Here is a 22,391-nt window from a genome sequence, read left to right as displayed (position 1 = left end):
AGGGCGCGACACAATGGGCAGGTGAACAGGACGTACGGCGGTGGCATGCGAGGCGCGGGCGGCGGGGCCAATCTGCTCGCCCTGCGCAGCCACAACACCGCGCTGGTGCTGGAACTGCTGCGCACGGCCGGGGCCGAGGGCATCAGCCGGCTGGAGCTCGCCGAGCGCACCGGGCTCACTCCGCAGGCGGTCAGCAAGATAACCGCCCGGCTGCGCGAGGAGGGCCTCGTGGCGGAGGCAGGGCGACGGGCGTCGACGGGCGGCAAGCCGCGCACGGTGCTGCGGCTGGTGCCGGAGGCGGGGCACGCGGTGGGCGTGCATCTGGACCGGGACGAGCTGCGGGCCGTGCTGGCGGATCTCGACGGCACGGTGGTCGCGCGGCGGCACGCGGCGCTGGACCTGGGGGCGGGCGCGGAGGCGGTGCTGGGGCGGGTCGCCTCCGTGGTGGGGGAGTTGGGCGCGGAGGCCGCGGGGGTGCGGTCGCTGCTGGGGGCGGGGGTCGCGCTGCCCGGGCCGCTCGACCATCGGCGGGGGGTGCTGCACCGGGTGACGGGGTTCCCCGAGTGGGACGGCTTCCCGCTGCGGGACGCGCTGTCCGCGCGGCTGGGAGGTGTGCCCGTGGTGGTGGACAAGGACACCAACGCCGTGGCGCTCGGGCTGGCCGTCGGGGGCGAGGGCGGGTCCTTCGCCTATCTGCACCTCGGTACGGGGCTGGGGGCCGGGCTGGTGGTCGGCGGCAGCGTGCACCGGGGGCCGCGGACCGGGGCGGGGGAGTTCGGGCACCAGGTGGTGCAGCTGGACGGGCCGCCGTGCGGGTGCGGGGACCGGGGGTGCGTGGAGGCGTTGTGCCTGGCGGCGGTGGCGCGGGGGGAGACGGGGGAGGCGGCTCGGGTGCTGGGGACCGGGGCGGCGAATCTGGTGGGGTTGCTGGACATCGACCGGGTGCTGGTGGGCGGGCGGACGGTGGAGGGGGCGCCGGGGGTGTTCCTGGACGGCGTGCGGGGGGTGCTTGAGGCGCGGGCGCGGCGGACGGGGGAGGAGTGTGTGGGCGTGGGGCTGGTGTCCGGGGAGTCGCGGGTTGCCGAGGGGGCGGCGCAGTTGGTCTTGGCGCCGGTGTTCGGGCAGGACGGGTGAGCAGTCCACGGTGTGGGGGCCGGGCGGGGGGTATCGCGCAACCCGGCGCTTACGGGGTGCCGCCGCGCCCCCCCTACCGCCCCAGCGGCACGGCTGCCCGCAACGGCGGCGCCCTCAGGGGCGCGGGGAACTGCGCGATCGGCCACGGCTGACCCGCACCCGGCAATGCGGCGGCACGACCCCGCGACGGCGGGGGTTTGCTGTCAGCGGCATCGTGACGGAGGCACCCTCGGGGGCGCGGGGAAGTGCGCGACGAGCCTCGGCTGACCCGCACCCGGCAATGCGGCGGCACGACTGCCCGCGACGGCGGGGGTTTGCTGTCAGCGGCATCGTGACGGAGGCACCCTCGGGGGCGCGGGGAAGTGCGCGACAAGCCTCGGCTGACCCGCACCCGGCAATGCGGCGGCACGACTGCCCGCGACGGCGGGGTTTTGCTGTCAGCGGCACGGCGACGGAAGCACCCTCAGGGGCGCGGGGAACTGCGCGATCGGCCATGGACGCCCCGCACCCGGGACGATTTAGGCTGAGGCCCACAGGGCCCGACGACGGCAGGAGAGCGCGCACATGTCAGACCGCAAGCCCATCGAGTCCTGGCTCACCGACATGGACGGGGTGCTGATCCATGAAGGGGTGCCGATTCCCGGGGCAGACGCCTTCATCAAGAAGCTGCGCGAGTCCGGGCGGCCTTTCCTGGTGCTGACGAACAACTCGATCTACACCCCGCGCGACCTGCACGCCCGGCTGCGCCGGCTGGGGCTCGAGGTGCCGATCGAGAACATCTGGACGTCCGCCCTGGCCACCGCCAAGTTCCTCGACGACCAGCGGCCCGGCGGCTCCGCGTACGTCATCGGCGAGGCCGGTCTGACGACCGCGCTGCACGACATCGGCTACATCCTCACCGACCACGACCCCGACTACGTGGTCCTCGGCGAGACCCGCACGTACTCGTTCGAGGCGATGACCAAGGCGGTGCGGCTGATCAACGCCGGGGCCCGGTTCATCTGCACCAACCCCGACGAGACCGGCCCCTCCACCGAGGGCCCGCTCCCGGCGACCGGCGCGGTGGCCGCGCTCATCACCAAGGCGAGCGGCCGGCAGCCCTACTTCGCGGGCAAGCCGAACCCGCTGATGATGCGCACCGGGCTCAACACCATCGGGGCGCACTCCGAGAGCAGCGCGATGATCGGCGACCGGATGGACACCGACGTGCTGGCGGGCATCGAGGCCGGCATGAAGACGTACCTGGTGCTGACCGGGCTGACCCGACCCGAGCAGGTGGAGAACTTCCCGTACCGGCCGAGCGAGGTCGTCGGCTCCATCGCCGACATCGTCGACCTCGTCCGATAGTCGTACGGCCGTTTCGCCGTACCTTGTTCACCCGCCCGGTCCAGTGCCGCGCGTAAGAGGGTGCGGGGCCGGACCGGGCGGGGGAACCTCCAGAGTGTCTGGAGGTTCACGATGGGTAAGCGGCGACTCGCACTCTGCGCGGGAGTCCTGGCCGTCACCGCGTTCGGCCCGGCGGCCTGTGCGGCGTACGCGGCGGCCGGCGGGGACGTCTCGGTGGCCCCCGCGGCTCCCGCACCCGGCGGCGACATCGCCCTCAGAGTGACCGGGTGCGACGCCCGTGAGGCGGTCGCGCAGTCCCCGGCGCTGGTGTCCGGCGCCCGCCTCACCCCCGACGACGGCGGTGACGGCCTCGCGGGCGACGGGCGGGTGCGGTCCACGGTCGCCGCCGGGACGTACGCGGTGACCGTCGTCTGCGACGGCACGGAGCACAGGGGCACCGTCGAGGTCGTCCGGAAGCACACGCCCGCCGCGGGCGCCGAGCCCTCCGCGCATCACTCGCCCGTCGCCCCCGTGAACGCCGGAGCGGGCGGCGCCGCGCGGGACGTCGCCGGCGGCCCCGAGCAGCACGGACCCGGCACCGCGCAGACGGTGGTCGCCCTCGCCCTGGCCGGGACCGCCGCCTTCACCGTGCACCGAGCGGCCCGCCGTCAGACGCGGCGCGGCCGGAGGACGGGTTGACCGGCATCATGCGCGACCTGACGAAACGGCTGCCCGCCGGCGCGGTCTGGGTGGCGCTGCTGCTCGGACTGTGGCTGTGGGGGCAGGGACTCACCGAGGTGCCCGCCGGGACGGCCGGGCCCGCCACCGGCGACATGGCGGCGGCCGGACGCCCGCCCCTGACCGACCTGCCCACCGTGCACCGGCCGCTGAGGTCCGCGGACCCGCTCACCCTCGACATTCCCGGCCTGGACCTGCGCGCCCCGGTCGTCGCCCGCGGGCTGGACGAGCGCGGCGCCCCCGACCCGCCGCCGCTGGACCGCGCGGGCGAGGTCGGCTGGTACGCGGCCGGCGCCGCCCCCGGCGCGGAGGGCGCCGCGGTGATGGTGGGGCACGTCGACACCGAGACGCGGCCCGCCGTCTTCCACCGGCTGGACACGCTGGAGCCCGGTCAGGAGATCCGGGTGGCCCGCAGCGACGGCACGGTCGCCGAGTTCACCGTCGAGGACGTCCGCGTGCTCGACCGGGACGGCTTCGACGCCCGGGAGGCGTACGGCCCACGCCACGACGGGCGCGCCGAGCTCCGCCTGATCACCTGCGGCGGGGCCTTCGACACCGCGGCCGGCGCCTACGAGGCGAACGTCGTCGTCTCCGCGTACCTCACCGACGCATCGGCGCCCCGCACCGACGCGTGAGCGGAGCGGCAGCCCTCGGCCCGGCCGGCGGCCTGCTCCCCGGAGGCCGTCGGCCGGGCCGCCTCGACCGCGCGGGGCACGGGCCGCGGGAGGTGACCCGGCGGGACGCGCGGGAGGTGTGCGGATGGCACGCGGGAGCACCGGCCCGCGGTCGGCCGGCCGGCGCACACGACTCTAGAGGGAAAGCCGGGCCCGGCCCAGTGGCCGGCGCACGTCAAGTCCCGGACCGGTCGCATTCCGTGATCGGCGCAGGTGGGCGCGGATCCGGCCACATCGCGCGCGGACGGCGCCACGGCGTCCCCGGCCCGCTGTAACAGGCCGTGGACAAGCGGCACTCGGCCGTCCGGGCGGGCCGCGGGGTATGCCAGGATTGGGGCTCGGAACACTTGGAACAAGTGCACCCAAGGGGGGTTGGATGTACGGCAGCAGGGGGGTCGGGGCGTTCGCCGGAGGGCGGGCGTCCGCAGCGGTGCTGGGGGCGGCACTGCTGCTCGCGGGATGTTCCTCCGGGGGCGACGACAGCAAGGAGGGCTCGGCCTCGGCCGTCGTCACGCAGCAGCCGAAGGAGGCGGACCCCTTCTGGGTCAATCCGGACGGTGCCGCCGCGCGCGAGGTCGGCGAGCTGCTGGGGGACGGCAGGAAGGCCGAGGCGCAGCAGCTCAGGAAGATCGCCGAGCAGCCCGTCGCGGAGTGGATCGACCCGCAGAAAGCCGAGGAGCAGGCGCGGGAGTTCACCGAGGGCGCCGACAAGGCCGGCCGCCGCGCGGTGCTGGTCCTCTACAACATCCCGCACCGCGACTGCGGCCAGTACTCGCAGGGCGGCGCCGCCGACGGCGACGCCTACCAGGACTTCGTCGACGCGGTGGCCGAGGGCATCGGGGACCGCCCGGCGACGGTGGTGCTGGAACCGGACGCGGTGCTGCACCTCGTCGACGGCTGCACCCCGGAGGAGTTCCACGAGGAGCGCTACGACCTCCTCGACGGCGCCGTCACCAAGCTCAAGGGCCTGAAGAACACCAAGGTGTACCTGGACGCGGGCAACGCCGGCTGGGGCAACCCCGACCAGATCCACGAGCCGCTGAAGCGGGCCGGGGTCGAGCAGGCCGACGGCTTCGCGGTGAACGTCTCGAACTTCTACACCACCGAGGACTCCATCGCCTACGGCAAGGAGCTGTCCGCCAAGGTCGGCGGAAAGCACTTCGTCGTCGACACCAGCCGCAACGGCAACGGCCCCTACACCGGGGGCGATCCGGACGAACGCTGGTGCAACCCGCCCGGCCGGGCGCTCGGCGAGACCCCGACGGCCCGCACGTCCGACCCGCTCGTCGACGCCTACCTGTGGATCAAGCGCCCGGGGGAGTCGGACGGCGAGTGCAAGGGCGGACCGAAGGCCGGCGAGTGGTGGGAGGAGTACGCCCTGGGGCTGGCACGCGCGTCGACGGCGTAGCGGCCGGGCGGCGAGGAACACGAGAGGGGGCGCCGTGCGGATCGCACGGCGCCCCTCCCTCGTACCGGCGGGCGCGCTACGGCACCTGCACCCACTGGGCCTTGCTGGGCGTGCCGTCGCCGTCGGTGACGAACAGCATGTACCAGCCGGACTGCACCAGGTTCTTGTTCTTCGGCACGGTCACCGTGATCCGGTCGCCGTCGGTCGTGAAGTCCAGGGCGATCGAGCGCTGGTCCACGTCGGTGACGTGGGTGGTGGCGCTCGGCCGGATCAGCCGGACCTTCTTGACGGACGCCGCGTCCTGCGAGGTGAACGTGCCGGACCCGCCGCGCTTGATGGTCTGCGGCCCGCCGGAGAGATCGGGCTGCTCCTCGTCGCCGTACAGGTACGGCGGGGTGTAGATCTCGATGCGCTGCTCGAACTCGCCCGGCTTGGTGTTGGCCTTGTCGGCGAACAGCGAGTCCGAGCCGAAGAACATCACGCGGCCGTCGGGCAGCAGGATCGAGCCCGAGTGGTAGTTGCGGCCCACCAGCGGGTCGGCGACCCGCCGCAGCTCGTTCTTCTCCGTGTCGTAGATCCGCGCCTCGAGGATGTTGGAGTCGCTGCGGCCGCGGTAGTCCTCCGAGCCGCCGGAGATCAGCACCTCGTCGTTCGGCAGGACCGACGCCTGCGGGTAGCGGGTGCCCTTGTCGAGTGACGGCCCGTCGACGAACTCGGGGTCGTCGGACTTCAGGTCGACGATCCGGGTCTTCTCACTGGACCGCGGGGACTCGCCGACCCCGCCGCCGCCGATGACCATGTACTTCTCGTCCTGGGCCGGCGGCAGCAGCACCGTGCCGGACGTCTCCATCAGGTCGGGGTCGCTCAGCCCGGGGATCTTCTTGAACTTGTTGGTCTCCACGTCCCAGACGCCCGGCTCGCGGCCGACGTCGTCCGGCCCGTAGCCCGCGTTGGAACCCGAGTAGAAGATCTTGCCGTTCTGCATCAGGAACAGCGCCGGGTAGGTCGGGAACTGACGCTCCTTGTCGGTGTACTCCCACTCCTTCGTCTCCGGGTCGTAGATCTCGTTCTTGCCCGGGACGAGCTGGCCGATGTCGTCGAGGCCGGAGACGCTGAGGATCTTCCCGTCGCTCAGGGTGGTGAGCGTCGGGTACCAGCGGGCCTCCTTCATCGGGTCGACCTTGATGTACTTCTCCGCGACCGGGTCGAACTCGTAGGCGTCCCGGATCCCCTGGAAGTCCTTCTTGTCCAGGGCGAGCTTCTCGGCGATGCCGTAGGTGTTGCGGGCGTCGTCGCCGGTGAGCCCCTGCACCCGGTAGTTGTCCTGCGTGCCGGTCTCGTACTTGGCGCCCTCCTTCTGCGCCTCGACGTAGATACGGCCCACGCCCGGGGTGTTGCCGAGGAACTCGCCCGTCTCCGGGTCGAAGTTCTTCTCGGCGCGCGGCACGAGCACCGGGTCCTTCGAGACGAAGGTCTTGCCGTTCTCCTTGCCGGTGAACTTCGTGCCCGCCGGGAGGGTGATCGGCTTGTCCGGGTTCTCGTTCTGGACGAGCATCAGGCCGCCGGCCTTCTTCACGTCGCCCTTGAGCTTCTCGTACCGCTTGGTGCCGCCCGCGATCAGCAGGTTGCCGTTGGCGAGCTGCGTGTGCCCGGTGCAGAACAGGTCGGACGGCGTGGGCACCTTCTTGACGGTGCCCTTGACCGGGTCCCAGATCCGGGTGTCGTACCTCTTTGCGTCGAAGTTGTCCTGGTTGTTGCCCGATCCCGCGACGAGCAGCACCTTGCCGGTGCGCAGCAGCGCCGCGTGGATGGTGTTCTGCCGGTACTTCTCGGGAAACTCGACGATCTCCCACTTGCCGTTCGCGGCCTTGTACTCCGGCTGATCGATCTTGTACTGGTGGTATTTCTCCGACCCGAAGCGGTAGAGCCACGGGCCGTTCATCCCGGCCAGCGCGAGCACCACCGCCGTGCCTATCGCGACCCGACGGGCGCGGCGGCGGCCTGCACGGTCAGTCATTCCTTACGTCCCCCAAGTCCACCAAGGGCGATCTGCATGGTCTGGTCGTCACCGGGGTTGCCGCCCCCGGGGCCTCCCGGCCCTTCGGGGCCCCCTGATCCGCCCGGTGCGCCGTGGGAGCCGGCCCAGTGGGGCCGGGGCTGCGGCTGGTGCGGGGCGTGCTGCTGCTGGGGCATCCGCACGCCGTCGGCCGGGGTCGCGTCCTCGCGCCGGTGCCCCGCCGCGTGCGCACCGGGCTTCTTCCGGTCCTGCCGCATCCCGTGACGCCAGGCGAACATCGGCGCCGCGGTGATGAGCAGGGCGAAGGTGGCCCAGATGACCATCGCCGGGTGGGAGTGTCCGAGGACGAAGCCCGCGGCGATGGAGCCACCGAAGATCAGAATGAAGTACCAGTGGTAACGGAAGGTGCCGAACCAGGTGTCCGGGCTGGCCGAGTCGCCCTTCGGGGTGACCACGAACTTGCTCTTGCGGCGCAGCACCGAGTCGATCAGCGCCTTCGCGTAGAGCGGGGCCGACAGCGCGGACATCACCATGCCGGCCACACCGCCGGAGCCCTCCGGCTCGTGCGGGGAGACGTTGTGCCGGCGGTTCCAGACGTACAGGCCGATCTGCAGCGCGGAGGCGTTGCCGTAGAGCATCAGCCAGACGGCCGGGTCGATGTTCACGCCCGAGGCGCCCAGGCCCAGGAACAGCGCGCAGCTGAGCGCGGCGAGGATCCAGTTCAGGGCGGACATCGGATAGAAGATGATCATCATCGTGTAGTTGAAGAGCTTGCTCGGCGGGAGCGTGAACCAGCCCTTCCAGTACTGCTTGAGGATCGTCTCGTACGTGCCGCGCGACCAGCGCATCTGCTGGGTGAAGAAGTCGGTCCAGGCGTTGGGGCCCTCACCGACCGCGAGCACGTCCGGGGTGTAGACCGAGCGCCACTTCCGTCCGGTCTCCGGGTTCTTCGCCCGGTGCATCTCGAACCCGGTCGCCATGTCCTCGGTGATCGAGTCGTACAGGCCGCCGATCTGCTTCAGCGCCTTGATGCGCACGGCGTTGGAGGTGCCCACGAACATGGGCGAGCCGTAGCGGTTTCCGGCGCGCTGGATCAGCGCGTGGAAGAGGAACTGCTGGGACTCGGCGGCCTTGGTGACGAAGTTGTCGTAGTTGCCGTAGACCTGCGGGCCGATGACGAAGCCGACGTCCGGGTCGCGGAAGAAGCCGAGCATCCGCTCCAGGTAGTTCGGCAGCGGCACGTGGTCGGTGTCCACGGAGGCGAAGAAGTCGTAGTGGTCGCCGTGCGCGTCCAGCCAGGCGTTGTAGTTGCCGTGCTTGGTCTTGGCGCGGTGCGGGCCCTTCTTCTGGTTCCACTTCGCGACGCCCTTGCGGGAGAAGTGGTGCACGCCGAGGCGCTCGCAGACCGCCTTCACCTCGGGGTCGTCGCCCTCGTCGAGCAGCCAGACGTGCATCAGGCCCCGGTGGCGGATCTTCACGGCCGCCTCCAGGGTCTTCGTCACCATCTCCAGCGGCTCCTTGCCGGGCACGAAGGAGGTGAGGAAGGCGACCCGGGTGCCGGTCTCGGGCACCACCGGGACCGGGTCCCGGGCGACGAGCGTGGCGTGCGCGTTGGACACCACGTTCATGCAGCGGAAGAACTCGATCAGACCGATCGACACGAGCATCACGACGTCGAGGGCGGGCAGCCACTCGAACGCCGGGTGGTCGCGCTCCGTCCAGTGCGACGGCTGAAGCAGCCACACCAGCAGCACCAGCGACAGCACGGGGGCCGCCAGCAGCATCAGCGCGATGCGGATGCGGTGCGGCTCCTGCGAGATCAGCGAGCGGTACTGGACCTTGTACGGCTTGTTCGGATCGGGCTGGGTGAGGGGACCCGCGAGGCGGCTGTAGTGCTCGTAGTCGTATCTGGGCAGCGCTTTCTTGATCCGGCGGAACGTACCGGTGTTCCAGTTCCGGTGGCCGGGCACCCGCAGCTGGGTGGTCTGGGACGGGTCGTCGTCCCGGTGGGCGCCCGTCGGCGTCGACGTCATGAGTCTTCCCCCCACACGCGGCAAGAGCGCGTGTTTCGTCGCTTCCTTACGTCCGGGCCGGTCCCCCTCGACCTCCGGACGTGTCAGTGGCGGACCGCGGTCACCACGTCACGCACACCTTATAGACACGACTTCGTGTCCTTCCGGTTGCATGATCCCCCTTCGGTGCCGGCGCGGGGGAACGGGGTCCCTCCACCCCGTTCCGGCCGACGGCCGGTGCTCCCCCCGGTCCCCCCAACGACCGCGACGGCGCGGATCGTTGAAGGGACCTAGGGTCCCGGTTCACTCCTCATGATCGCAAGGTGCGAAACACGGTGCAGACCGGGCATAAGGGGTCATTGTGACGCCCGAGGACGTCCTGTGATGTCACAGTTCCGTACGGGGCGCGAGGGCGGGGCGCTCAACGGGGGCGAGAGAGTTTCCGGCCAAAAACCGACGGGCCCCTCGTGGAACGAGGAGCCCGTCGTGTCGGTGCGCCGCCAGGGACTCGAACCCCGGACCCGCTGATTAAGAGTCAGCTGCTCTAACCAACTGAGCTAGCGGCGCCTGCTGACGGCAGAACTCTACAGGACACCGGAAGGTGCCCGTGACCACCCCGGCCCGCCCCCCGCCACCCGGCGCGTCCGGTGGAGGGGTGCTTTACATCATTCGGACCGTCAAAGTGCGCGCCGGAAAGACCGTTGCGACACTGACGCTCGTGCGCAGAGGCGGAGAAACGTTCCGGGAATGTGAGGGGAATCGCATGGGGTCTCCGGTGGGCGAGGAATTCGGTCCGGCCGGAGACCGCGCGTGCCTCGGCCGCGCGGGTGAAGGGCGGGAGCGGCCGCTTCCGCGCGCGCGGTGGCTGCGGCGCTCCCCGGCGCGGCACACCGCCCTCGTGGTGGCCGCGGTCGCGTCCGTCGCGCTCGGCGCCCACCCGGCCCCCGCGGTCGCCGTCCAGGACACCCGGCTCTCCGCGGGTCAGGGCGTCCCCGCGGACCAGGGGAGCGGCGGCGGGCAGGGTGCGCCGGGCCCGCTGTTCGGCTCCGACGGGCGCACGGGTCCCGCGCTGCCGCCCGGGACGGTCCCCGCGATCAGCCGGACGGACATCGTCAAGCGGGCCGCCGCCTGGGTCAGCCAGAAGGTCCCCTACAGCGTGTCCTCCTACTGGTCCGACGGATACCGGCAGGACTGCTCCGGCTATGTGTCGATGGCCTGGAAACTGCCCGGCAACGAATGGACGGGCAGCCTCGCGCAATACGCCGACAAAATCACCAAGGCGGAACTCCAGCCCGGCGACATCCTCCTGTTCCACAATGCGTCCGACCCGTACAACGGTTCGCACGTCGTCATTTTCGGCGGGTGGGCGAACACCGCCCGCACCCAGTACGTCGCCTACGAGCAGACCCCGCCGCACACCCGGAAGATGACGACCCCGTACGCCTACTGGAACAACTCGGCGCGCTATGTGCCGTACCGCTACAAGGGCGTGACCGACGGGGCCGCGGGGGCCGCTCCGGAGACCGCCGCGCCCGCCTCGCCGACGCTTCCGGACGGGTCGCCGGTGGCGGATTCCCCACCCGTCACCGAGGGCGCGGACGCCGTCGTGCCGGGTGGCGGGGCGCCGGCGTCCGCCGTGCCGGACGCTCCCGGCGGAACGGACGCCGGGGAGGGGGCGGCCGGTGTGGCGCCGGCGCGGCGGGGCGTCGCCGCGGACGGCGCTCCCGGGCTGTCGGGCGTACGGTCCGGCGAGGTCCCGGACGGCTCAAACGGAGGTTCCGCTTCTGTCCCGGTGGGCCTTCTCGCCGCGCCCGCACCGCACGGGGCGGCGGGCGGCGCCGCGGGTCCGGAGACCTGGCGCCGGCTCTTCGCCTGACCCGACCTACCGGGGCGCCGGGCGTCCGCCCCGCCCGAGTCCATCGATGTGACGCATCTGGCGCGGAGGCTGGAGGCACGCATGACCACCACGACATCCCACATCCCCGAGCACGTCCCCGAGTCCGAGGGGCCCGACGCCGCCGTCGCGGCCGCCCGTCCGGCCCGGCTGATCCACACCGAGTCCACCACCGAGATCCCCGTCCACCTGCTGTTCCGTGAGGAACCCTCGGCGCCGCCCGCGGAGGTGAAGCTGCGGCCCGCGGTCGTCGCCCACCGTCCCCCGCCCGAGAAGGCCGAGAAGCCGGAGAAGCCGGAGAAGGATGACCGGGACACGCAGGACATCGGCGTACGGGCCCGCGCGTCCGCGCCCCGCGTCGACCCGGACGTCGAGGAGCGGCCCGCGCGGGTGCTGCCGGGCATCGCCGGAGTGCTCGCGGGGCTGTGCGGCGCGGCGGGCTGCGCGGTCACCGCGTGGTGGGCGGGGGTGCTGCCACCGTTCGCGGCGCAGGCGTTCGGACCGTCCGCCGGGGCCGGCGGCCTGGGGCCCGCGCAGTGGGCGGCGTTCGCCGGGGCCGGGGCGCTCGGGCTCTTCGGCTTCGGCGGTCTGGCCCGTGGCCGGACCGGGCGGGCCTGGGTGCTGGAGCTGTTCGGCCGCTACCGGGGGACCGTGCGGGGGACCGGACTGCTGTGGGTGAACCCGCTGCTGCTGCGCCGCCGGGTCGACGTGCGGCTGAGGCACTGGCGGGGCGAGCCGCTCCCGGCGGCGGACCGGGGCGGGGTCGCGCTGCGGGTGTCGGTGCTGGTCGTGTGGCGGGTGCGGGACACCGCGCGGGCGACCCTGGGCATCGAGGACCACGAGGGGTATCTGCGGGCGTGCGTGGAGGCGGCGTTGTTGCGGGTGCCGGTGGCCGCGCCGGGCGCCGGGCGGGGCGCGGTGCAGGCGACGCAGGACGCGCTGACCCGGCTGGCGGCGGCGGACGCCGGGCCGGTGGGGCTGGAGGTGTGCGCGGTGCGTCCGCTGCGGGTGGAGTACGCGCCGGAGGTGGCGGCCGCGATGCACCGGCGCCGGCTCGCGGCGCTGGACGCCCGGCACCGGGCGAGTGCGATCGGCGCGGTCGTGGACTCGGTGGAGGACACCGTGACCCGGCTGACCATGCGCGGTCTGCTGGACCTGGACGACGACGAGCGCCAGGTGCTGGTGAAGGACCTGACGGTGGCGTTCTGCGCGGGCCGGGGCGAGACCGGGGCCTGAACGGCGGGGAACCGCCGGGGAAAACAGGCTCCGCGATTGGTATGGACATGTTCAACAACCGTCCCTACCCTGAGACTTGGTCTAGACCTGCACCCCTGACACCTCCCCCACACTCCAGGAGCGGCAGCATGCGTAAACGGACCAAGCTGTACGCGGCCGCGGTGGGACTGGCCACGACCGGAGCGCTCGTGCTCTCCTCCGGCGGCGCCAGCGGCCACGGCTACACCGACCTGCCGGTCAGCAGGCAGAAGCTCTGCCAGAACGGCGGCGTCTCCAACTGCGGCGCCATTCAGTGGGAGCCGCAGAGCGTCGAGGGCCCGAAGGGCTTCCCGGCGGCAGGCCCCGCCGACGGCACGCTCTGTTCGGCCGGCAACGCGTCCTTCTCCCCCCTCGACGCACCGCGCACCCCGTCCGGCGGCGCCTGGCCCACCACCCGGGTGAGCGGCGGCCAGCAGTACACCTTCCGGTGGCAGTTCACGGCGATGCACGCCACCACCGACTTCAAGTACTACGTCACCAAGCCGGGCTGGAACGAGAACCACAACCTGTCCCGGTCCGACCTCAACCTCACGCCGTTCCTGACCGTCCCCTACAACGGCCAGCGTCCGCCGCAGACCCTGTCGCACAGCGGCCGGCTGCCCAGCGGGCTCAGCGGCCACCACGTGATCCTCGCGGTGTGGACGGTCCACGACACGGGCAACGCGTTCTACGCCTGCTCCGACGTGACCTTCTAGGAGCGGTCCGGGGCGTCGCCCCGGATGTCCGGGCACGTCAAAGGGCCTCTCGCTCCCACGAGAGGCCCTTCTCGGTGCGCCGCCAGGGACTCGAACCCCGGACCCGCTGATTAAGAGTCAGCTGCTCTAACCAACTGAGCTAGCGGCGCATGACTCCCGCCGTCCGCTTCCGCGGTCGGCGACGGGAAAAATAATACCCGGTCCGGGAGAGTGCTCCCGACCACTCCCGCCGAGGTCCGGACCGCAGGCTCGGGCCACTCCCGCCGAGGTCCGGACCGCAGGCTCGGGCCACTCCCGCCGAGGTCCGGACCGCAGGCTCAGATCGCCAGCGACAGCAGCACCGGGGCGGCGTTGCGGTTGAGGGCGTCGGCGGCCCGGCGCAGCCGGTGGGCGTGCTCCAGCGGCAGGGACAGCGCCAGGCATCCCGCCGTGGACCCGGCGGTGAGCGGGACGGCCGCGCAGACCGTGCCGACCGCGTACTCCTGGAGGTCCAGGACCGGCACCGTCGGCGGCTGCGCGGCGAGCTTCGACAGCAGCAGGCGGTCGCTGGTGATGGTGCGCGAGGTGAGCCGGGCCGGGCGGTGCCGGGCCAGGTGGTCGCGCCGGCCCTCGTGGTCCAGCTGGGTGAGCAGGCTCTTGCCGACCGCCGTGGCGTGCGCCGAGTAACGGAAGTCCACCCACTCGTTCACCTTCGGGGTGGCCGGGGAGTCGGCGTACTGGGTGACCCGGACCTCGCCGTCGACGTACCGGCTGAGGTAGACGGCGGCGCCCACGGAGTCGCGCAGCCGGTCGAGGGTGCGCTGGAGGGTGTCCCGAAGGGCCTGCCGGTGCCCGTCGGCGGAGCCGAGGCGGGTGAAGGCCGCCCCGGTGACATAGGCGCCGTCGGCGATCTGCTCGACGTAGGCCTCGCGGCGCAGCATGCGCAGGAGGGTGGTCAGCCGCTCCGTGGCGATGCCGGTCTCGCGGGCCAGTTCGGTCTCGTTGATTCCTGTGCCGCGCCGCGCCACCGTCTCCAGGACGCGCAGCGCGTCCTGGACCGAGTGGTACGACGCGGTCGGCTCGTGCCTCAGCGCCACGGTTTCCCCCTGCGCTCGCTCGTAGGGCCGCAATCCGGTCAACGAATCCCCTCCACGATAGCCGTCAAAGGCGTTTTCCAAGGCGGGGGTTGACAAGATTGCGGCCCTCTGAACTGCGGCGCCGATCCTCTGGCATATGCCACAGGTATGACCCAGGCCGTGGACCTCGGGTGATGCGCCCGGCGCGCTCCGTGACTACAGGACCGCGCTCAGGAATTCCCGCGTCCGGTCGTGCTCGGGCTCGTTGAAGATCTTCTCCGGCGAGCCCGCCTCGATGACGCGGCCCGAGTCGAACATCAGCACCTGGTCCGAGATGTCCCGCGCGAAGTTCATCTCGTGGGTCACGCAGAGCATGGTGATGTCGGTGGAGCGGGCGATGTCCCGCAGCACGTCCAGCACGCCGGCCACCAGCTCCGGGTCGAGCGCCGAGGTGACCTCGTCCAGCAGCAGCACCTGCGGGCGCATCGCCAGCGCACGGGCGATCGCCACCCGCTGCTGCTGGCCGCCGGACAGCTGGGCCGGGTGCTTGTCGAGGTGGTCGGTCAGCCCGACCATCTCCAGCAGCTCCCGCGCCCGCTCCTCGGCCGCGTCCTTGGACATGCCGAGCACCGTGACCGGGGCCTCGGTGATGTTCCGCAGCACGGTCATGTTCGGGAACAGGTTGAACTGCTGGAAGACCATGCCGATCTTCTTGCGGACCTCGCGGACCTGCTTCTCCGGCGCGGGGAACAGCTGCTGCCCGTCGACGGTGATGACACCCTCGTCCGGCTTCAGCAGGGTCATCAGCAGCCGCAGGATCGTGGTCTTGCCGGACCCCGACGGGCCGATCAGCGTCACGTGCTTCCCGGCGTCCACCGAGAAGTCCAGGTTGTCCAGGACCGTGTGGTCCCCGAAGCGCTTGGTGACCCGCTCCAGCCGGATGAGCTCACCGGTCGCGCGCGGGGTCTCGGGCTTCTCTTCGAACGGGGCGTGGGTGTCAGTGGACAAGGCGTCGCTCCAGGGCTCGCAGGGCAAGGGAGGCCAGGTAGGAGATGACGATGAAGGCCACGCCGATCACCGTCAGGGGCTCGGTGAACTGGAAGTTCTGCTGGGCGAACAGCCGCGCCTGGCCGAGCATCTCCAGGACGGTGATGGCCATCAGCAGGGGGGTGTCCTTCAGCATCGAGATGACGTAGTTGCCGAGCGCGGGCACCACCCGGCGCACGGCCTGCGGCAAAATCACCACGGTCCACGTCCGGCGCAACGGCAGGTTCAGCGCCGTCGCCGCCTCCCACTGGCCCACCGGCACGGCCTCGATACCGGCGCGGTAGACCTGCATCGTGTATGTCGAGTAGTGCAGCCCGATGGCGAAGACGCCGGTGGTCATCGCCGAGAAGGTGATCCCCCACTCGGGCAGCACGTAGAAGAGGAAGAACAGCTGCACCAGCAGCGGGGTGTTGCGGATGAACTCCGTGACGCCGCCGACCGGCCAGGTCACCCAGCGCGTCGGCGTCCGCATCAGCAGCGCCCACACCAGGCCCAGCGCGAAGGAGATCAGCGAACCGAACACCAGGATCTGCAGGGTGACCCACAGACCGTCCCAGAAGTACGGCATGAAGTCGGCGACCGCGCCCCAGTCCCACGTCACGAGACACCACTTCCCTCGGGCACGCGCACCGCGGCGGCCTTCTTCTTCGGCGCCTTGCCGACGCCCGCCTTCAGCTTCTTCTCCAGTCCGCGCATCGACCGGGTGAGCAGGAAGGCGATGACGAAGTAGATGAGCAGGATGTACGTGTAGATCTCCGCGCTCTCCTGCAGCGCCAGGCGGACCAGGTTGGCGCTGAACGCCAGGTCGCCCATGCCCATGACCGACACCAGGGCGGTGCCCTTGAGCAGCTCGATCAGCAGGTTGGAGAACGGCGGGATCATCTCGGGCACCGCCTGCGGCAGCAGGATGAGCTTCATCCGCTGCCAGGGCGTGAAGCTGAGGGCGATGCCGCCCTCACGCTGGGCCGGGTCGACCGCGGCGAGCGCGCCGCGCACGATCTCCGAGCCGTACGCCCCGTAGGTCAGGCCGAGCGCCAGGGTGCCCGCCCACAGCGGCACGAGCTGCCAGCCGAAGGCCGGCGGCAGTACGAAGAACACCCAGAAGATCATCACCAGCGCCGAGGTGCCGCGGAACACCTCGGTGTAGAAGCCCGCGAGGAAGCGGACGATCCACAGCCGGTGGGTGCGGGCGATGCCGACCACGAACGACACCGCGGTGGCGAGCAGGGCGCTGAGCACGAGCAGCTGGATCGTGACCCAGACGCCGTCGAGTACGCGTTCCCAGAGTCCGGAAGTCATCCGCCGCAGAGCTCCTTCGCGGTCAGATCGGTCATCTCGTCCTCGGTGAACCCGAACGGCTTGAGGATGCGCAGCAGCTCGCCGCTCTTCTTCAGCTTCGCCAGCTCGACGTTGAAGGCGTCCCGCAGCTTGGTCTCGGTCGGCCGGAACGCGAACGCCCCGCCGTCGACGTGCGGCTCGCCGCCGACGAGCGGCTTGAACGGCTCGGTCGCCTCGGCCTTGCCCGACTTCTTGACCACCTCGCGGGTGGTGAGCGCGGTACCGGCGAAGACGTCGACACGCCCGGCCTCGACGGCGTTCAGGCCGGCCACCTGATCGGGGACGATCAGGATGTCGCTCTCCTTGTAGCCGGCCTCCACCGCGTACGCGATCTCCGCGTAACCGGTGCCGGTGGCGAACTTCGCCTTCTTCTCGACGACGTCCTGGTAGTCGCGCAGCCCCAGCGGGTTGCCCTTGCGGACGATGAACGAGTCGAGCATCTGGTAGTCGGGGTCGGAGAAGATGACCTGCTCGCAGCGCTCGGGGTTCACGTACATGCCCGCGGCCACGACGTCGAACTGCTGTGAGTTCAGCCCGGGTATGAGCGAGCCGAACTCGGTGGGCACGGGCTGCACCCGGTCCACCCCCAGCCGTTTGAAGATGACCTTGGCCAGCTCGGGCGCCTCGCCGGTCAGCTCACCGTTCTTGTCGATGTAGCCGAACGGGATCTCGCCGGCGATGCCCAGCCGGACCACGCCGGCCGCCCTGAGCCGCTCGAGCAGGTCGCCTCCGTCCGTCGTGGACGCCGTCGGCACACGCGAGCACCCCGCCGCGCCCAGCGCGCCGAGCGCCGCGACCCCCGCGAGCAGCGACCGACGCGAGGGCCCTGAGGTCCCTGTTATTCGTCTCAGTGGTTGAAGTGGTGGAGCCATGGCGGCGCGGCTACCCGAACGGATGCGAGTTATTCCGGCCAATTTCGGCCCCGTTCAGCGGTGGGGCGGTCTTGACCGGCACGGGACCATGGGGTGCATGGCCGACCGATTCCTCGAGATCTCCCTGGTCAGGCGCGACGTCACCGGCATCGCGCGACTGCTCGACGACCGTGCCCCGATCACCTGCGAAGCCGTCTGGAAATCTCTCCCGCTGTCCGGCGACGTCTACCACGCCAAGTACGCGCGCAACGAGGTCTACGCCCTCTTCCCGCCCTTCGCGGACCGGGAGCCACCCCTGGAAAACCCCACAGTCACCCCCATTCCGGGCGACCTGTGCTATTTCACCTTCTCCGGTGCCGAGTTGGGCACCACGTCCTACGGCTACGACCGCGAGGTCCGCCCCGGCAGCACCGTGGTGGACCTCGCGCTCTTCTACGAACGGAACAACCTGCTCCTCAACGGCGACGTCGGCTGGGTCCCCGGCATCGTCTGGGGTCAGGTGGTGGAGGGCCTGGACGCCCTGGCCGACGCCTGCAACGACCTGTGGCGTACCGGCGCGGCCGGGGAGACGCTCAGCTTCCGGAGAGCGTGACCCCCGTCTCGTACAGCGCGTGCGCAGCCCGCAGCACCAGGTCGTCCCGGTGTCGGGCGGCCACCAGCTGCAGCCCGACCGGCAGCCCGTCCGCCAGGCCCACCGGCACGCTGGCGGCGGGCTGCTGCGTCATGTTGAAGGGGTAGGTGAAGGGTGTCCACCCGGTCCAGCGCCGGTGCCCGGACCCGCGCGGCACCTCCGCGCCCGCCTCGAACGCCGTGACCGGCAGCGTCGGGGTGACCAGCAGGTCGTAGGCGTCGTGGAAGCGCCCCATCCGCCGGCCCAGGTCCATCCGGACGTCGACCGCGGCCAGGTAGTCCAGCGCCGACAGCCGTCCCCCCTCCCGGCAGATCTCCCGCAGTCCCGGGTCGAGCCGCTCCCGCTGCTCCCGGCCCAGGGCTTGCGTCACCCTCGCCGCGCCCGCGAACCACAGGGCGTGGAAGGCCTCCACCGGGTCGGCCAGGTCCGGGTCGGTCTCCTCGACGTACGCGCCGAGTCCCGCGAGCCGCTCCACCGCCCGCCGCACCACGGCCGCGACACCCGGATCCACCCGCACCTGCCCGCCCAGCGACGGCGAGAACGCCACCCGCAGCCCGCGCACCCCGCCGCCCAGCGTCTCCGAGAACGGCCCCGGCGCCGACGGGAGCCCCGACCAGTCACGGGAGTCCGGCGCGGTGATCGCGTCCATCAGCAGCGCCGCGTCCGCCGCGTCCCGGGTCATCGGACCGACGTGCGCCAGCGTCCCGAAGGCGCTCGCCGGATACAGCGGCACCCTCCCGTACGTCGGCTTCAGCGCGAAGATGCCGCAGAACGCCGCCGGGATACGGACGCTCCCGCCCCCGTCCGTGCCCAGCGCCAGCGGCCCTGCGCCCAGCGCCACGGCCGCCGCCGCGCCCCCGCTGGACCCGCCCGCCGTCCGCGTCGGGTCGTGCGGGTTGCGGGTGACCCCGCTGAGCGGGGAGTCCGTCACGCCCTTCCAGCCGAACTCGGGCGTCGTCGTCTTGCCGAGGAACACCGCGCCCCGCTCCCGCAGCCGGGCCACCGACGGGGCGTCCTCGTCCCACCGCCCCGCCGGGTCGACCGTCCGCGACCCCTTCAGGGTCGGCGCGCCGCGCAGCAGCAGGATGTCCTTCACCGTGACCGGCACCCCGTCCAGCGGCCCCAGTTGCTCACCCCGCCGCCACCGCTCCTCGGAGGCTGCCGCCCGTTCCAGGGCGTCGTCGGCGAGCACCCGCACGAACGCGTTCACCTCGGGCTGGATCTCCTCGGCCCGGCGCAACGCGGCGCGGGTCACCTCCACGGGGCCGAACTCGCCCTTGCGGTAGCCGTCGAGGAGCCGGGTCGCGGTCAGTTCGGTGAGCTCGGACATCCACACTCCCTGGGAAGACGTCAGTGACCCGGTACATACCCGCGTCGCTTGTCGACCACGTTCTCCAGCGGCCGGCCCGCCTCCCACTGCTCGTACAACTCCACGAACTGCGCCGCGAGTTCGTCCCGCCAGCCGACCGTGTCACCGCTCATGTGCGGTGAGACGACCACGCCCTCCAGCTCCCACAGCGGGCTGCCGCCGGCCAGCGGCTCGCCCGTGAACACGTCCAGCGCCGCGCCCGCGATCCACCGGTCGCGCACCGCCCGCACCAGCGCGTCCTCCACCACCAGCTCGCCCCGGCCCACGTTGACGAAGTGCGCGGAGGGCTGCATCAGCCCGAACCGGCGGGCGTCGAACATCCCCCGCGTCTCCTCGGTCAGCGGCGCCGCGGCCACCACCCAGTCGGCGCGCGCCAGCAGCCGGTCCAGGTCCTCCGGGCCGTGCACCCCGGCCCGCGCCGTCCGGCCCACCAGCGCGGTCCTCACGCCGAGCGCCTCCAGCGTGCCGGCCACCGCCCGGCCGATCGGCCCGGACCCCACCACGCACGCCCGCGTCCCCGCCACCCGGCGCGTCTCCCGGTGCAGCCAGGTCCGCTCCCGCTGGAGCCGCAGCGTCCGCGGCAGGTCCTTGGCGAACGCGAGGACGAGACCGGCGACGTACTCGGCGATCGGCCCGTCGAAGACCCCGCGCGCATTGGTGACCACCGTGTCGGACGCGGCGAGTTCAGGACAGAGCAGATGGTCCACACCGGCGCTCGCCGTGTGCACCCAGCGTGGCCGGGGACCCTCGCCCGGCCACGCCCGGCGCACCGCGTGCGAGGTGAAGTCCCACACCAGCAGCACGTCCGCGTGCGGCAGCCGCTCGGCGAGCGTCGACTCCTCCGCGTGCTCGATCCGCACCCGCCCGGCGAGCCTGCCGAGGCGGGGGAGCGGTTCGGCGTCCAGGACGAGCAGCGTGGGCGTGGTCATGGGCCTCGTCTCCAGGTGGCTCGGTGCGGTCCGGCGGCCCCGGCGAGGGCCGGTGACGACGAGTTAACCGGGTGTTGACCGGGGGGTGACCCGGGTGGATTGACCGCGCCCCTACCCGAACCTACCGTCGTCGACACGGGTCCTTCCGCGTTCCTTCGTGTGCTCGTCTCCCAGTGTGAGGCCGGTGCCTGTCATGGACGTCTCCTTTCTCGGCGGCCCGAGCCCGCAGCGCGGGCTCGGGGTGGTGGCCCCCTTCGACTTCGCGCTGGACCGGGAGCTGTGGCGCTGGATCCCGGACGGTGTCTCCCTGCACGTGACGCGTACCCCGTACGTGCCGGTCGAGGTCGGTCTGGACCTGGCCCGGCTGATCAGCGAGCACGAGACGCTGGGCGACGCGGTGCGCACCCTCACCGCCGTCGCCCCCGAGGTCGTCGCCTACGCGTGCACCTCAGGCAGCTTCGTCGGCGGGATCGTGGGCGAACGCGCCATGTGCGAGGCGATGAGCCGGGCCGGCGCGGTCCCCGCGGTCACCACCTCGGGCGCGCTGCTCGAAGCGCTGGTGGAGCTGGACGTGCGCCGGGTCGCCCTGGTCACCCCGTACACGGTGTCGGTCACCCGGGTGCTGGAGCACTACGTGGCGCGGGCGGGCGTCACCGTCACCGGCTGCGCGTACATGGGGCTGACCCGGCACATCTGGAAGGTCACCTACCGCCAGGTGGTGGACATGGCGCGGCAGGCGGTCCGCGACCGGCCCGGGACGGCCGACGCGCTGTTCCTCTCCTGCACCAACCTGCCGACGTACGACGTGATCCCGCAGCTGGAGGCGGAACTGCGCATACCGATCATCTCGGCCAACCAGGTGACCATGTGGGCGGCGCTGCGCCGATTGGGTACCCGGGCGGTGGGACCGTATCAGGCGCTGATCGACGCGTCCGCACGCCCCGGGACCGTCACGCCGGGCCAGGCGCCGACCGTACTGCCCGGCCAGGCGGCTCCCGGTCCGGTGCTGCCGGACGCACCAGGAGAGAAGCAGCAGGAAGGCTGGACATGACCGCACTGGGATTCCTCTACCCCGGACACTCCGCGGAGGACGACTATCCGCGCATCGAGCAGTTGGTGGGCAGCGACGTGCGCGTGGACCTGGTGCACACCGACATCGGCGAGGACGCGCACCGGGTGGACGCGCTGCGTGAGATGGGCTCGCCCGAGCGTCTGGAGGCCGGCCTGGCGGAGCTGCGTCTGGCCGGCGTCGAGGCCGTGGTGTGGGCGTGCACCAGCGGCAGCTTCGTGCACGGCTGGGACGGCGCCCACCAGCAGGTACGAGGCCTGGCCCTCGCCGCGGGCATGCCCGCCTCCTCCACCTCCTTCGCCTTCGTGCACGCGATCCGGGAGATCGAGGTCCGCCGGGTCGCCGTCGGCGCGACCTACCCCGACGACGTCGCCCAACTGTTCGCCGACTTCCTGCGGGCCGGGGGAGCGGAGGTCACCGGGGTGCGCAGCTCCGGGATCGTCACGGCGGCCGAGGTCGGCACCTGGGGCGAGCGGGAGCTGTTCGCGCTGGCCCGCGCGGCCGACTCCCCGGACGCGGAGGCGCTGCTCCTGCCGGACACCGCCCTGCACACCGTCGCCCACATCCCCGCCCTGGAGAAGGAACTGGGCAAGCCCGTCCTCACCGCCAACCAGGTCACCGTCTGGGAGGGCCTGCGCCTCGCCGACCGCCGCGTCAACGCGCCCGAACTGGGCGCGCTCTTCACGCGGGAGCCGGTCGTCCAGGTGTGACGGGAGGCGCCCGTCCGGCACGGACGTGAGGAACACCACCTTCGCCGGCGTACGTCCTTCCGCGCGCCCGGAGCGCGTACCCGTCGCCGTCTTTGTGCGCCCCGCGAGCTGGGTAGTCACCGGTCGGCGCGCCCGCACGGCCGGGCCCGTCCGCGCCCCCGCGGGCCGGACGCCCACTTGCGGGGGCGCGGGACAATG

At 72.0% G+C, this 22,391-nt stretch carries 20 protein-coding genes and 2 tRNA genes; 11 read left to right on the top strand and 11 right to left on the bottom strand.

Annotation, left to right across the window (positions count from 1 at the left end):
• Nucleotides 1-45 precede the first annotated feature (45 nt).
• The 5 genes from ACF1AG_RS04330 to ACF1AG_RS04310 all read left to right on the top strand — a co-directional run bounded on the left by ACF1AG_RS04330 (nucleotide 46) and on the right by ACF1AG_RS04310 (nucleotide 5,280).
• The gene (locus ACF1AG_RS04330; protein WP_391809329.1) at nucleotides 46-1,134 is read left to right on the top strand and encodes an ROK family protein; all 1,089 of its coding nucleotides are present in this window, start codon (nucleotides 46-48) and stop codon (nucleotides 1,132-1,134) included.
• Between the two features lie 564 nt (nucleotides 1,135-1,698).
• The gene (locus ACF1AG_RS04325; RefSeq protein WP_391809288.1) at nucleotides 1,699-2,481 is read left to right on the top strand and encodes an HAD-IIA family hydrolase; all 783 of its coding nucleotides are present in this window, start codon (nucleotides 1,699-1,701) and stop codon (nucleotides 2,479-2,481) included.
• A 111-nt stretch (nucleotides 2,482-2,592) separates the two neighbouring features.
• The gene (locus ACF1AG_RS04320) at nucleotides 2,593-3,159 is read left to right on the top strand and encodes a hypothetical protein (RefSeq protein ID WP_387794322.1); all 567 of its coding nucleotides are present in this window, start codon (nucleotides 2,593-2,595) and stop codon (nucleotides 3,157-3,159) included.
• Between the two features lie 8 nt (nucleotides 3,160-3,167).
• Nucleotides 3,168-3,833 (top strand): class F sortase, encoded by a 666-nt coding sequence (locus ACF1AG_RS04315; protein WP_359607722.1) that lies wholly within the window; start codon nucleotides 3,168-3,170, stop codon nucleotides 3,831-3,833.
• A 415-nt stretch (nucleotides 3,834-4,248) separates the two neighbouring features.
• Nucleotides 4,249-5,280, top strand: coding sequence for a glycoside hydrolase family 6 protein (locus ACF1AG_RS04310; RefSeq protein WP_391809287.1), 1,032 nt, complete (start codon nucleotides 4,249-4,251; stop codon nucleotides 5,278-5,280).
• 76 nt (nucleotides 5,281-5,356) lie between these two features.
• Here the strand turns inward: ACF1AG_RS04310 and ACF1AG_RS04305 are convergent, their stop codons facing one another.
• The 3 genes from ACF1AG_RS04305 to ACF1AG_RS04295 form a co-directional block, all read right to left on the bottom strand.
• The gene (locus ACF1AG_RS04305; RefSeq protein WP_391809286.1) at nucleotides 5,357-7,297 is read right to left on the bottom strand and encodes a galactose oxidase-like domain-containing protein; all 1,941 of its coding nucleotides are present in this window, start codon (nucleotides 7,295-7,297) and stop codon (nucleotides 5,357-5,359) included.
• Nucleotides 7,294-9,330, bottom strand: a complete 2,037-nt coding sequence (locus ACF1AG_RS04300) for a glycosyltransferase family 2 protein (RefSeq protein ID WP_359603384.1) — start codon at nucleotides 9,328-9,330, stop codon at nucleotides 7,294-7,296. The genes ACF1AG_RS04305 and ACF1AG_RS04300 overlap by 4 nt, the downstream gene beginning before the upstream one ends.
• A 472-nt stretch (nucleotides 9,331-9,802) precedes the next feature.
• A tRNA-Lys gene (locus tag ACF1AG_RS04295) sits at nucleotides 9,803-9,876 on the bottom strand.
• A gap of 196 nt (nucleotides 9,877-10,072) precedes the next feature.
• Between ACF1AG_RS04295 and ACF1AG_RS04290 the strand changes: the two genes are divergently transcribed.
• The 3 genes from ACF1AG_RS04290 to ACF1AG_RS04280 all read left to right on the top strand — a co-directional run bounded on the left by ACF1AG_RS04290 (nucleotide 10,073) and on the right by ACF1AG_RS04280 (nucleotide 13,173).
• The gene (locus tag ACF1AG_RS04290; RefSeq protein WP_391809285.1) at nucleotides 10,073-11,185 is read left to right on the top strand and encodes a hypothetical protein; all 1,113 of its coding nucleotides are present in this window, start codon (nucleotides 10,073-10,075) and stop codon (nucleotides 11,183-11,185) included.
• A gap of 81 nt (nucleotides 11,186-11,266) precedes the next feature.
• A complete protein-coding gene (locus ACF1AG_RS04285) occupies nucleotides 11,267-12,439 on the top strand; it encodes an SPFH domain-containing protein (RefSeq protein WP_359603381.1) in 1,173 nt (390 codons plus the stop codon).
• A 128-nt stretch (nucleotides 12,440-12,567) separates the two neighbouring features.
• The gene (locus ACF1AG_RS04280) at nucleotides 12,568-13,173 is read left to right on the top strand and encodes a lytic polysaccharide monooxygenase (RefSeq protein WP_359603379.1); all 606 of its coding nucleotides are present in this window, start codon (nucleotides 12,568-12,570) and stop codon (nucleotides 13,171-13,173) included.
• Nucleotides 13,174-13,248: 75 nt separating this feature from the next.
• On the opposite strand, the gene ACF1AG_RS04275 is transcribed toward ACF1AG_RS04280, so the two are convergent.
• From ACF1AG_RS04275 to ehuB, 6 genes are all read right to left on the bottom strand, one after another.
• Nucleotides 13,249-13,322: transfer RNA gene (locus ACF1AG_RS04275), tRNA-Lys, on the bottom strand.
• A gap of 168 nt (nucleotides 13,323-13,490) precedes the next feature.
• A complete protein-coding gene (locus tag ACF1AG_RS04270) occupies nucleotides 13,491-14,249 on the bottom strand; it encodes an IclR family transcriptional regulator C-terminal domain-containing protein (RefSeq protein WP_359746282.1) in 759 nt (252 codons plus the stop codon).
• A gap of 195 nt (nucleotides 14,250-14,444) precedes the next feature.
• The gene (ehuA, locus tag ACF1AG_RS04265; RefSeq protein ID WP_006131601.1) at nucleotides 14,445-15,236 is read right to left on the bottom strand and encodes an ectoine/hydroxyectoine ABC transporter ATP-binding protein EhuA; all 792 of its coding nucleotides are present in this window, start codon (nucleotides 15,234-15,236) and stop codon (nucleotides 14,445-14,447) included.
• Nucleotides 15,226-15,876 carry an ectoine/hydroxyectoine ABC transporter permease subunit EhuD gene (gene ehuD, locus ACF1AG_RS04260; RefSeq protein WP_359603375.1) on the bottom strand — a complete coding sequence of 217 codons (651 nt, stop codon included), beginning with the start codon at nucleotides 15,874-15,876 and terminating at the stop codon, nucleotides 15,226-15,228. Before ehuD ends, ehuA begins: the two co-directional genes overlap by 11 nt.
• Complete coding sequence (gene ehuC / locus ACF1AG_RS04255; RefSeq protein ID WP_359603373.1) at nucleotides 15,873-16,574, bottom strand: ectoine/hydroxyectoine ABC transporter permease subunit EhuC; 702 nt, start codon at nucleotides 16,572-16,574, stop codon at nucleotides 15,873-15,875. The genes ehuD and ehuC overlap by 4 nt, the downstream gene beginning before the upstream one ends.
• Nucleotides 16,571-17,485, bottom strand: a complete 915-nt coding sequence (ehuB, locus tag ACF1AG_RS04250; RefSeq protein WP_359603372.1) for an ectoine/hydroxyectoine ABC transporter substrate-binding protein EhuB — start codon at nucleotides 17,483-17,485, stop codon at nucleotides 16,571-16,573. Before ehuB ends, ehuC begins: the two co-directional genes overlap by 4 nt.
• A 97-nt stretch (nucleotides 17,486-17,582) precedes the next feature.
• Between ehuB and ACF1AG_RS04245 the strand changes: the two genes are divergently transcribed.
• Complete coding sequence (locus tag ACF1AG_RS04245) at nucleotides 17,583-18,077, top strand: DUF3830 family protein (protein ID WP_359603370.1); 495 nt, start codon at nucleotides 17,583-17,585, stop codon at nucleotides 18,075-18,077.
• Here ACF1AG_RS04245 and ACF1AG_RS04240 read toward each other — a convergent pair.
• Both ACF1AG_RS04240 and ACF1AG_RS04235 read right to left on the bottom strand, forming a co-directional pair.
• Nucleotides 18,058-19,446 carry an amidase gene (locus ACF1AG_RS04240; protein WP_359603368.1) on the bottom strand — a complete coding sequence of 463 codons (1,389 nt, stop codon included), beginning with the start codon at nucleotides 19,444-19,446 and terminating at the stop codon, nucleotides 18,058-18,060. The two genes, ACF1AG_RS04245 and ACF1AG_RS04240, sit on opposite strands and share 20 nt — an antisense overlap.
• A gap of 20 nt (nucleotides 19,447-19,466) precedes the next feature.
• Nucleotides 19,467-20,414, bottom strand: coding sequence for a D-2-hydroxyacid dehydrogenase (locus tag ACF1AG_RS04235; protein ID WP_359603366.1), 948 nt, complete (start codon nucleotides 20,412-20,414; stop codon nucleotides 19,467-19,469).
• Nucleotides 20,415-20,607: 193 nt separating this feature from the next.
• Here ACF1AG_RS04235 and ACF1AG_RS04230 point away from each other — a divergent pair, with 193 nt between their 5' ends.
• Together ACF1AG_RS04230 and ACF1AG_RS04225 are read left to right on the top strand one after the other, a co-directional pair.
• Nucleotides 20,608-21,465: a decarboxylase gene (locus tag ACF1AG_RS04230; protein WP_391809284.1), complete on the top strand. Its 858-nt coding sequence runs from the start codon at nucleotides 20,608-20,610 to the stop codon at nucleotides 21,463-21,465.
• Complete coding sequence (locus ACF1AG_RS04225) at nucleotides 21,462-22,193, top strand: decarboxylase (RefSeq protein WP_359603362.1); 732 nt, start codon at nucleotides 21,462-21,464, stop codon at nucleotides 22,191-22,193. Before ACF1AG_RS04230 ends, ACF1AG_RS04225 begins: the two co-directional genes overlap by 4 nt.
• Nucleotides 22,194-22,391 lie beyond the last annotated feature (198 nt).

This window comes from Streptomyces sp. NPDC014764 (assembly GCF_043082785.1).
GTDB classification, from domain to species: Bacteria; Actinomycetota; Actinomycetes; order Streptomycetales; family Streptomycetaceae; genus Streptomyces; species Streptomyces althioticus.
This window is presented reverse-complemented; position numbering and strand designations above follow the sequence as displayed.

What these genes read in the sequence shown, in the direction of transcription:
- ACF1AG_RS04310 (WP_391809287.1), top strand. Translation starts at nt 4,249, where the DNA reads ATGTACGGCAGCAGGGGGGTCGGGGCGTTCGCCGGAGGGCGGGCGTCC.
- ACF1AG_RS04330 (WP_391809329.1), top strand. Translation starts at nt 46, where the DNA reads ATGCGAGGCGCGGGCGGCGGGGCCAATCTGCTCGCCCTGCGCAGCCAC.
- ACF1AG_RS04245 (WP_359603370.1), top strand. Translation starts at nt 17,583, where the DNA reads ATGGCCGACCGATTCCTCGAGATCTCCCTGGTCAGGCGCGACGTCACC.
- ACF1AG_RS04225 (WP_359603362.1), top strand. Translation starts at nt 21,462, where the DNA reads ATGACCGCACTGGGATTCCTCTACCCCGGACACTCCGCGGAGGACGAC.
- ehuC (WP_359603373.1), bottom strand. Translation starts at nt 16,574, where the DNA reads ATGACTTCCGGACTCTGGGAACGCGTACTCGACGGCGTCTGGGTCACG.
- ACF1AG_RS04300 (WP_359603384.1), bottom strand. Translation starts at nt 9,330, where the DNA reads ATGACGTCGACGCCGACGGGCGCCCACCGGGACGACGACCCGTCCCAG.
- ACF1AG_RS04230 (WP_391809284.1), top strand. Translation starts at nt 20,608, where the DNA reads ATGGACGTCTCCTTTCTCGGCGGCCCGAGCCCGCAGCGCGGGCTCGGG.
- ACF1AG_RS04285 (WP_359603381.1), top strand. Translation starts at nt 11,267, where the DNA reads ATGACCACCACGACATCCCACATCCCCGAGCACGTCCCCGAGTCCGAG.
- ehuB (WP_359603372.1), bottom strand. Translation starts at nt 17,485, where the DNA reads ATGGCTCCACCACTTCAACCACTGAGACGAATAACAGGGACCTCAGGG.
- ACF1AG_RS04325 (WP_391809288.1), top strand. Translation starts at nt 1,699, where the DNA reads ATGTCAGACCGCAAGCCCATCGAGTCCTGGCTCACCGACATGGACGGG.
- ACF1AG_RS04290 (WP_391809285.1), top strand. Translation starts at nt 10,073, where the DNA reads ATGGGGTCTCCGGTGGGCGAGGAATTCGGTCCGGCCGGAGACCGCGCG.
- ACF1AG_RS04315 (WP_359607722.1), top strand. Translation starts at nt 3,168, where the DNA reads ATGCGCGACCTGACGAAACGGCTGCCCGCCGGCGCGGTCTGGGTGGCG.
- ACF1AG_RS04305 (WP_391809286.1), bottom strand. Translation starts at nt 7,297, where the DNA reads ATGACTGACCGTGCAGGCCGCCGCCGCGCCCGTCGGGTCGCGATAGGC.
- ACF1AG_RS04280 (WP_359603379.1), top strand. Translation starts at nt 12,568, where the DNA reads ATGCGTAAACGGACCAAGCTGTACGCGGCCGCGGTGGGACTGGCCACG.
- ACF1AG_RS04320 (WP_387794322.1), top strand. Translation starts at nt 2,593, where the DNA reads ATGGGTAAGCGGCGACTCGCACTCTGCGCGGGAGTCCTGGCCGTCACC.
- ACF1AG_RS04235 (WP_359603366.1), bottom strand. Translation starts at nt 20,414, where the DNA reads ATGACCACGCCCACGCTGCTCGTCCTGGACGCCGAACCGCTCCCCCGC.
- ACF1AG_RS04240 (WP_359603368.1), bottom strand. Translation starts at nt 19,446, where the DNA reads ATGTCCGAGCTCACCGAACTGACCGCGACCCGGCTCCTCGACGGCTAC.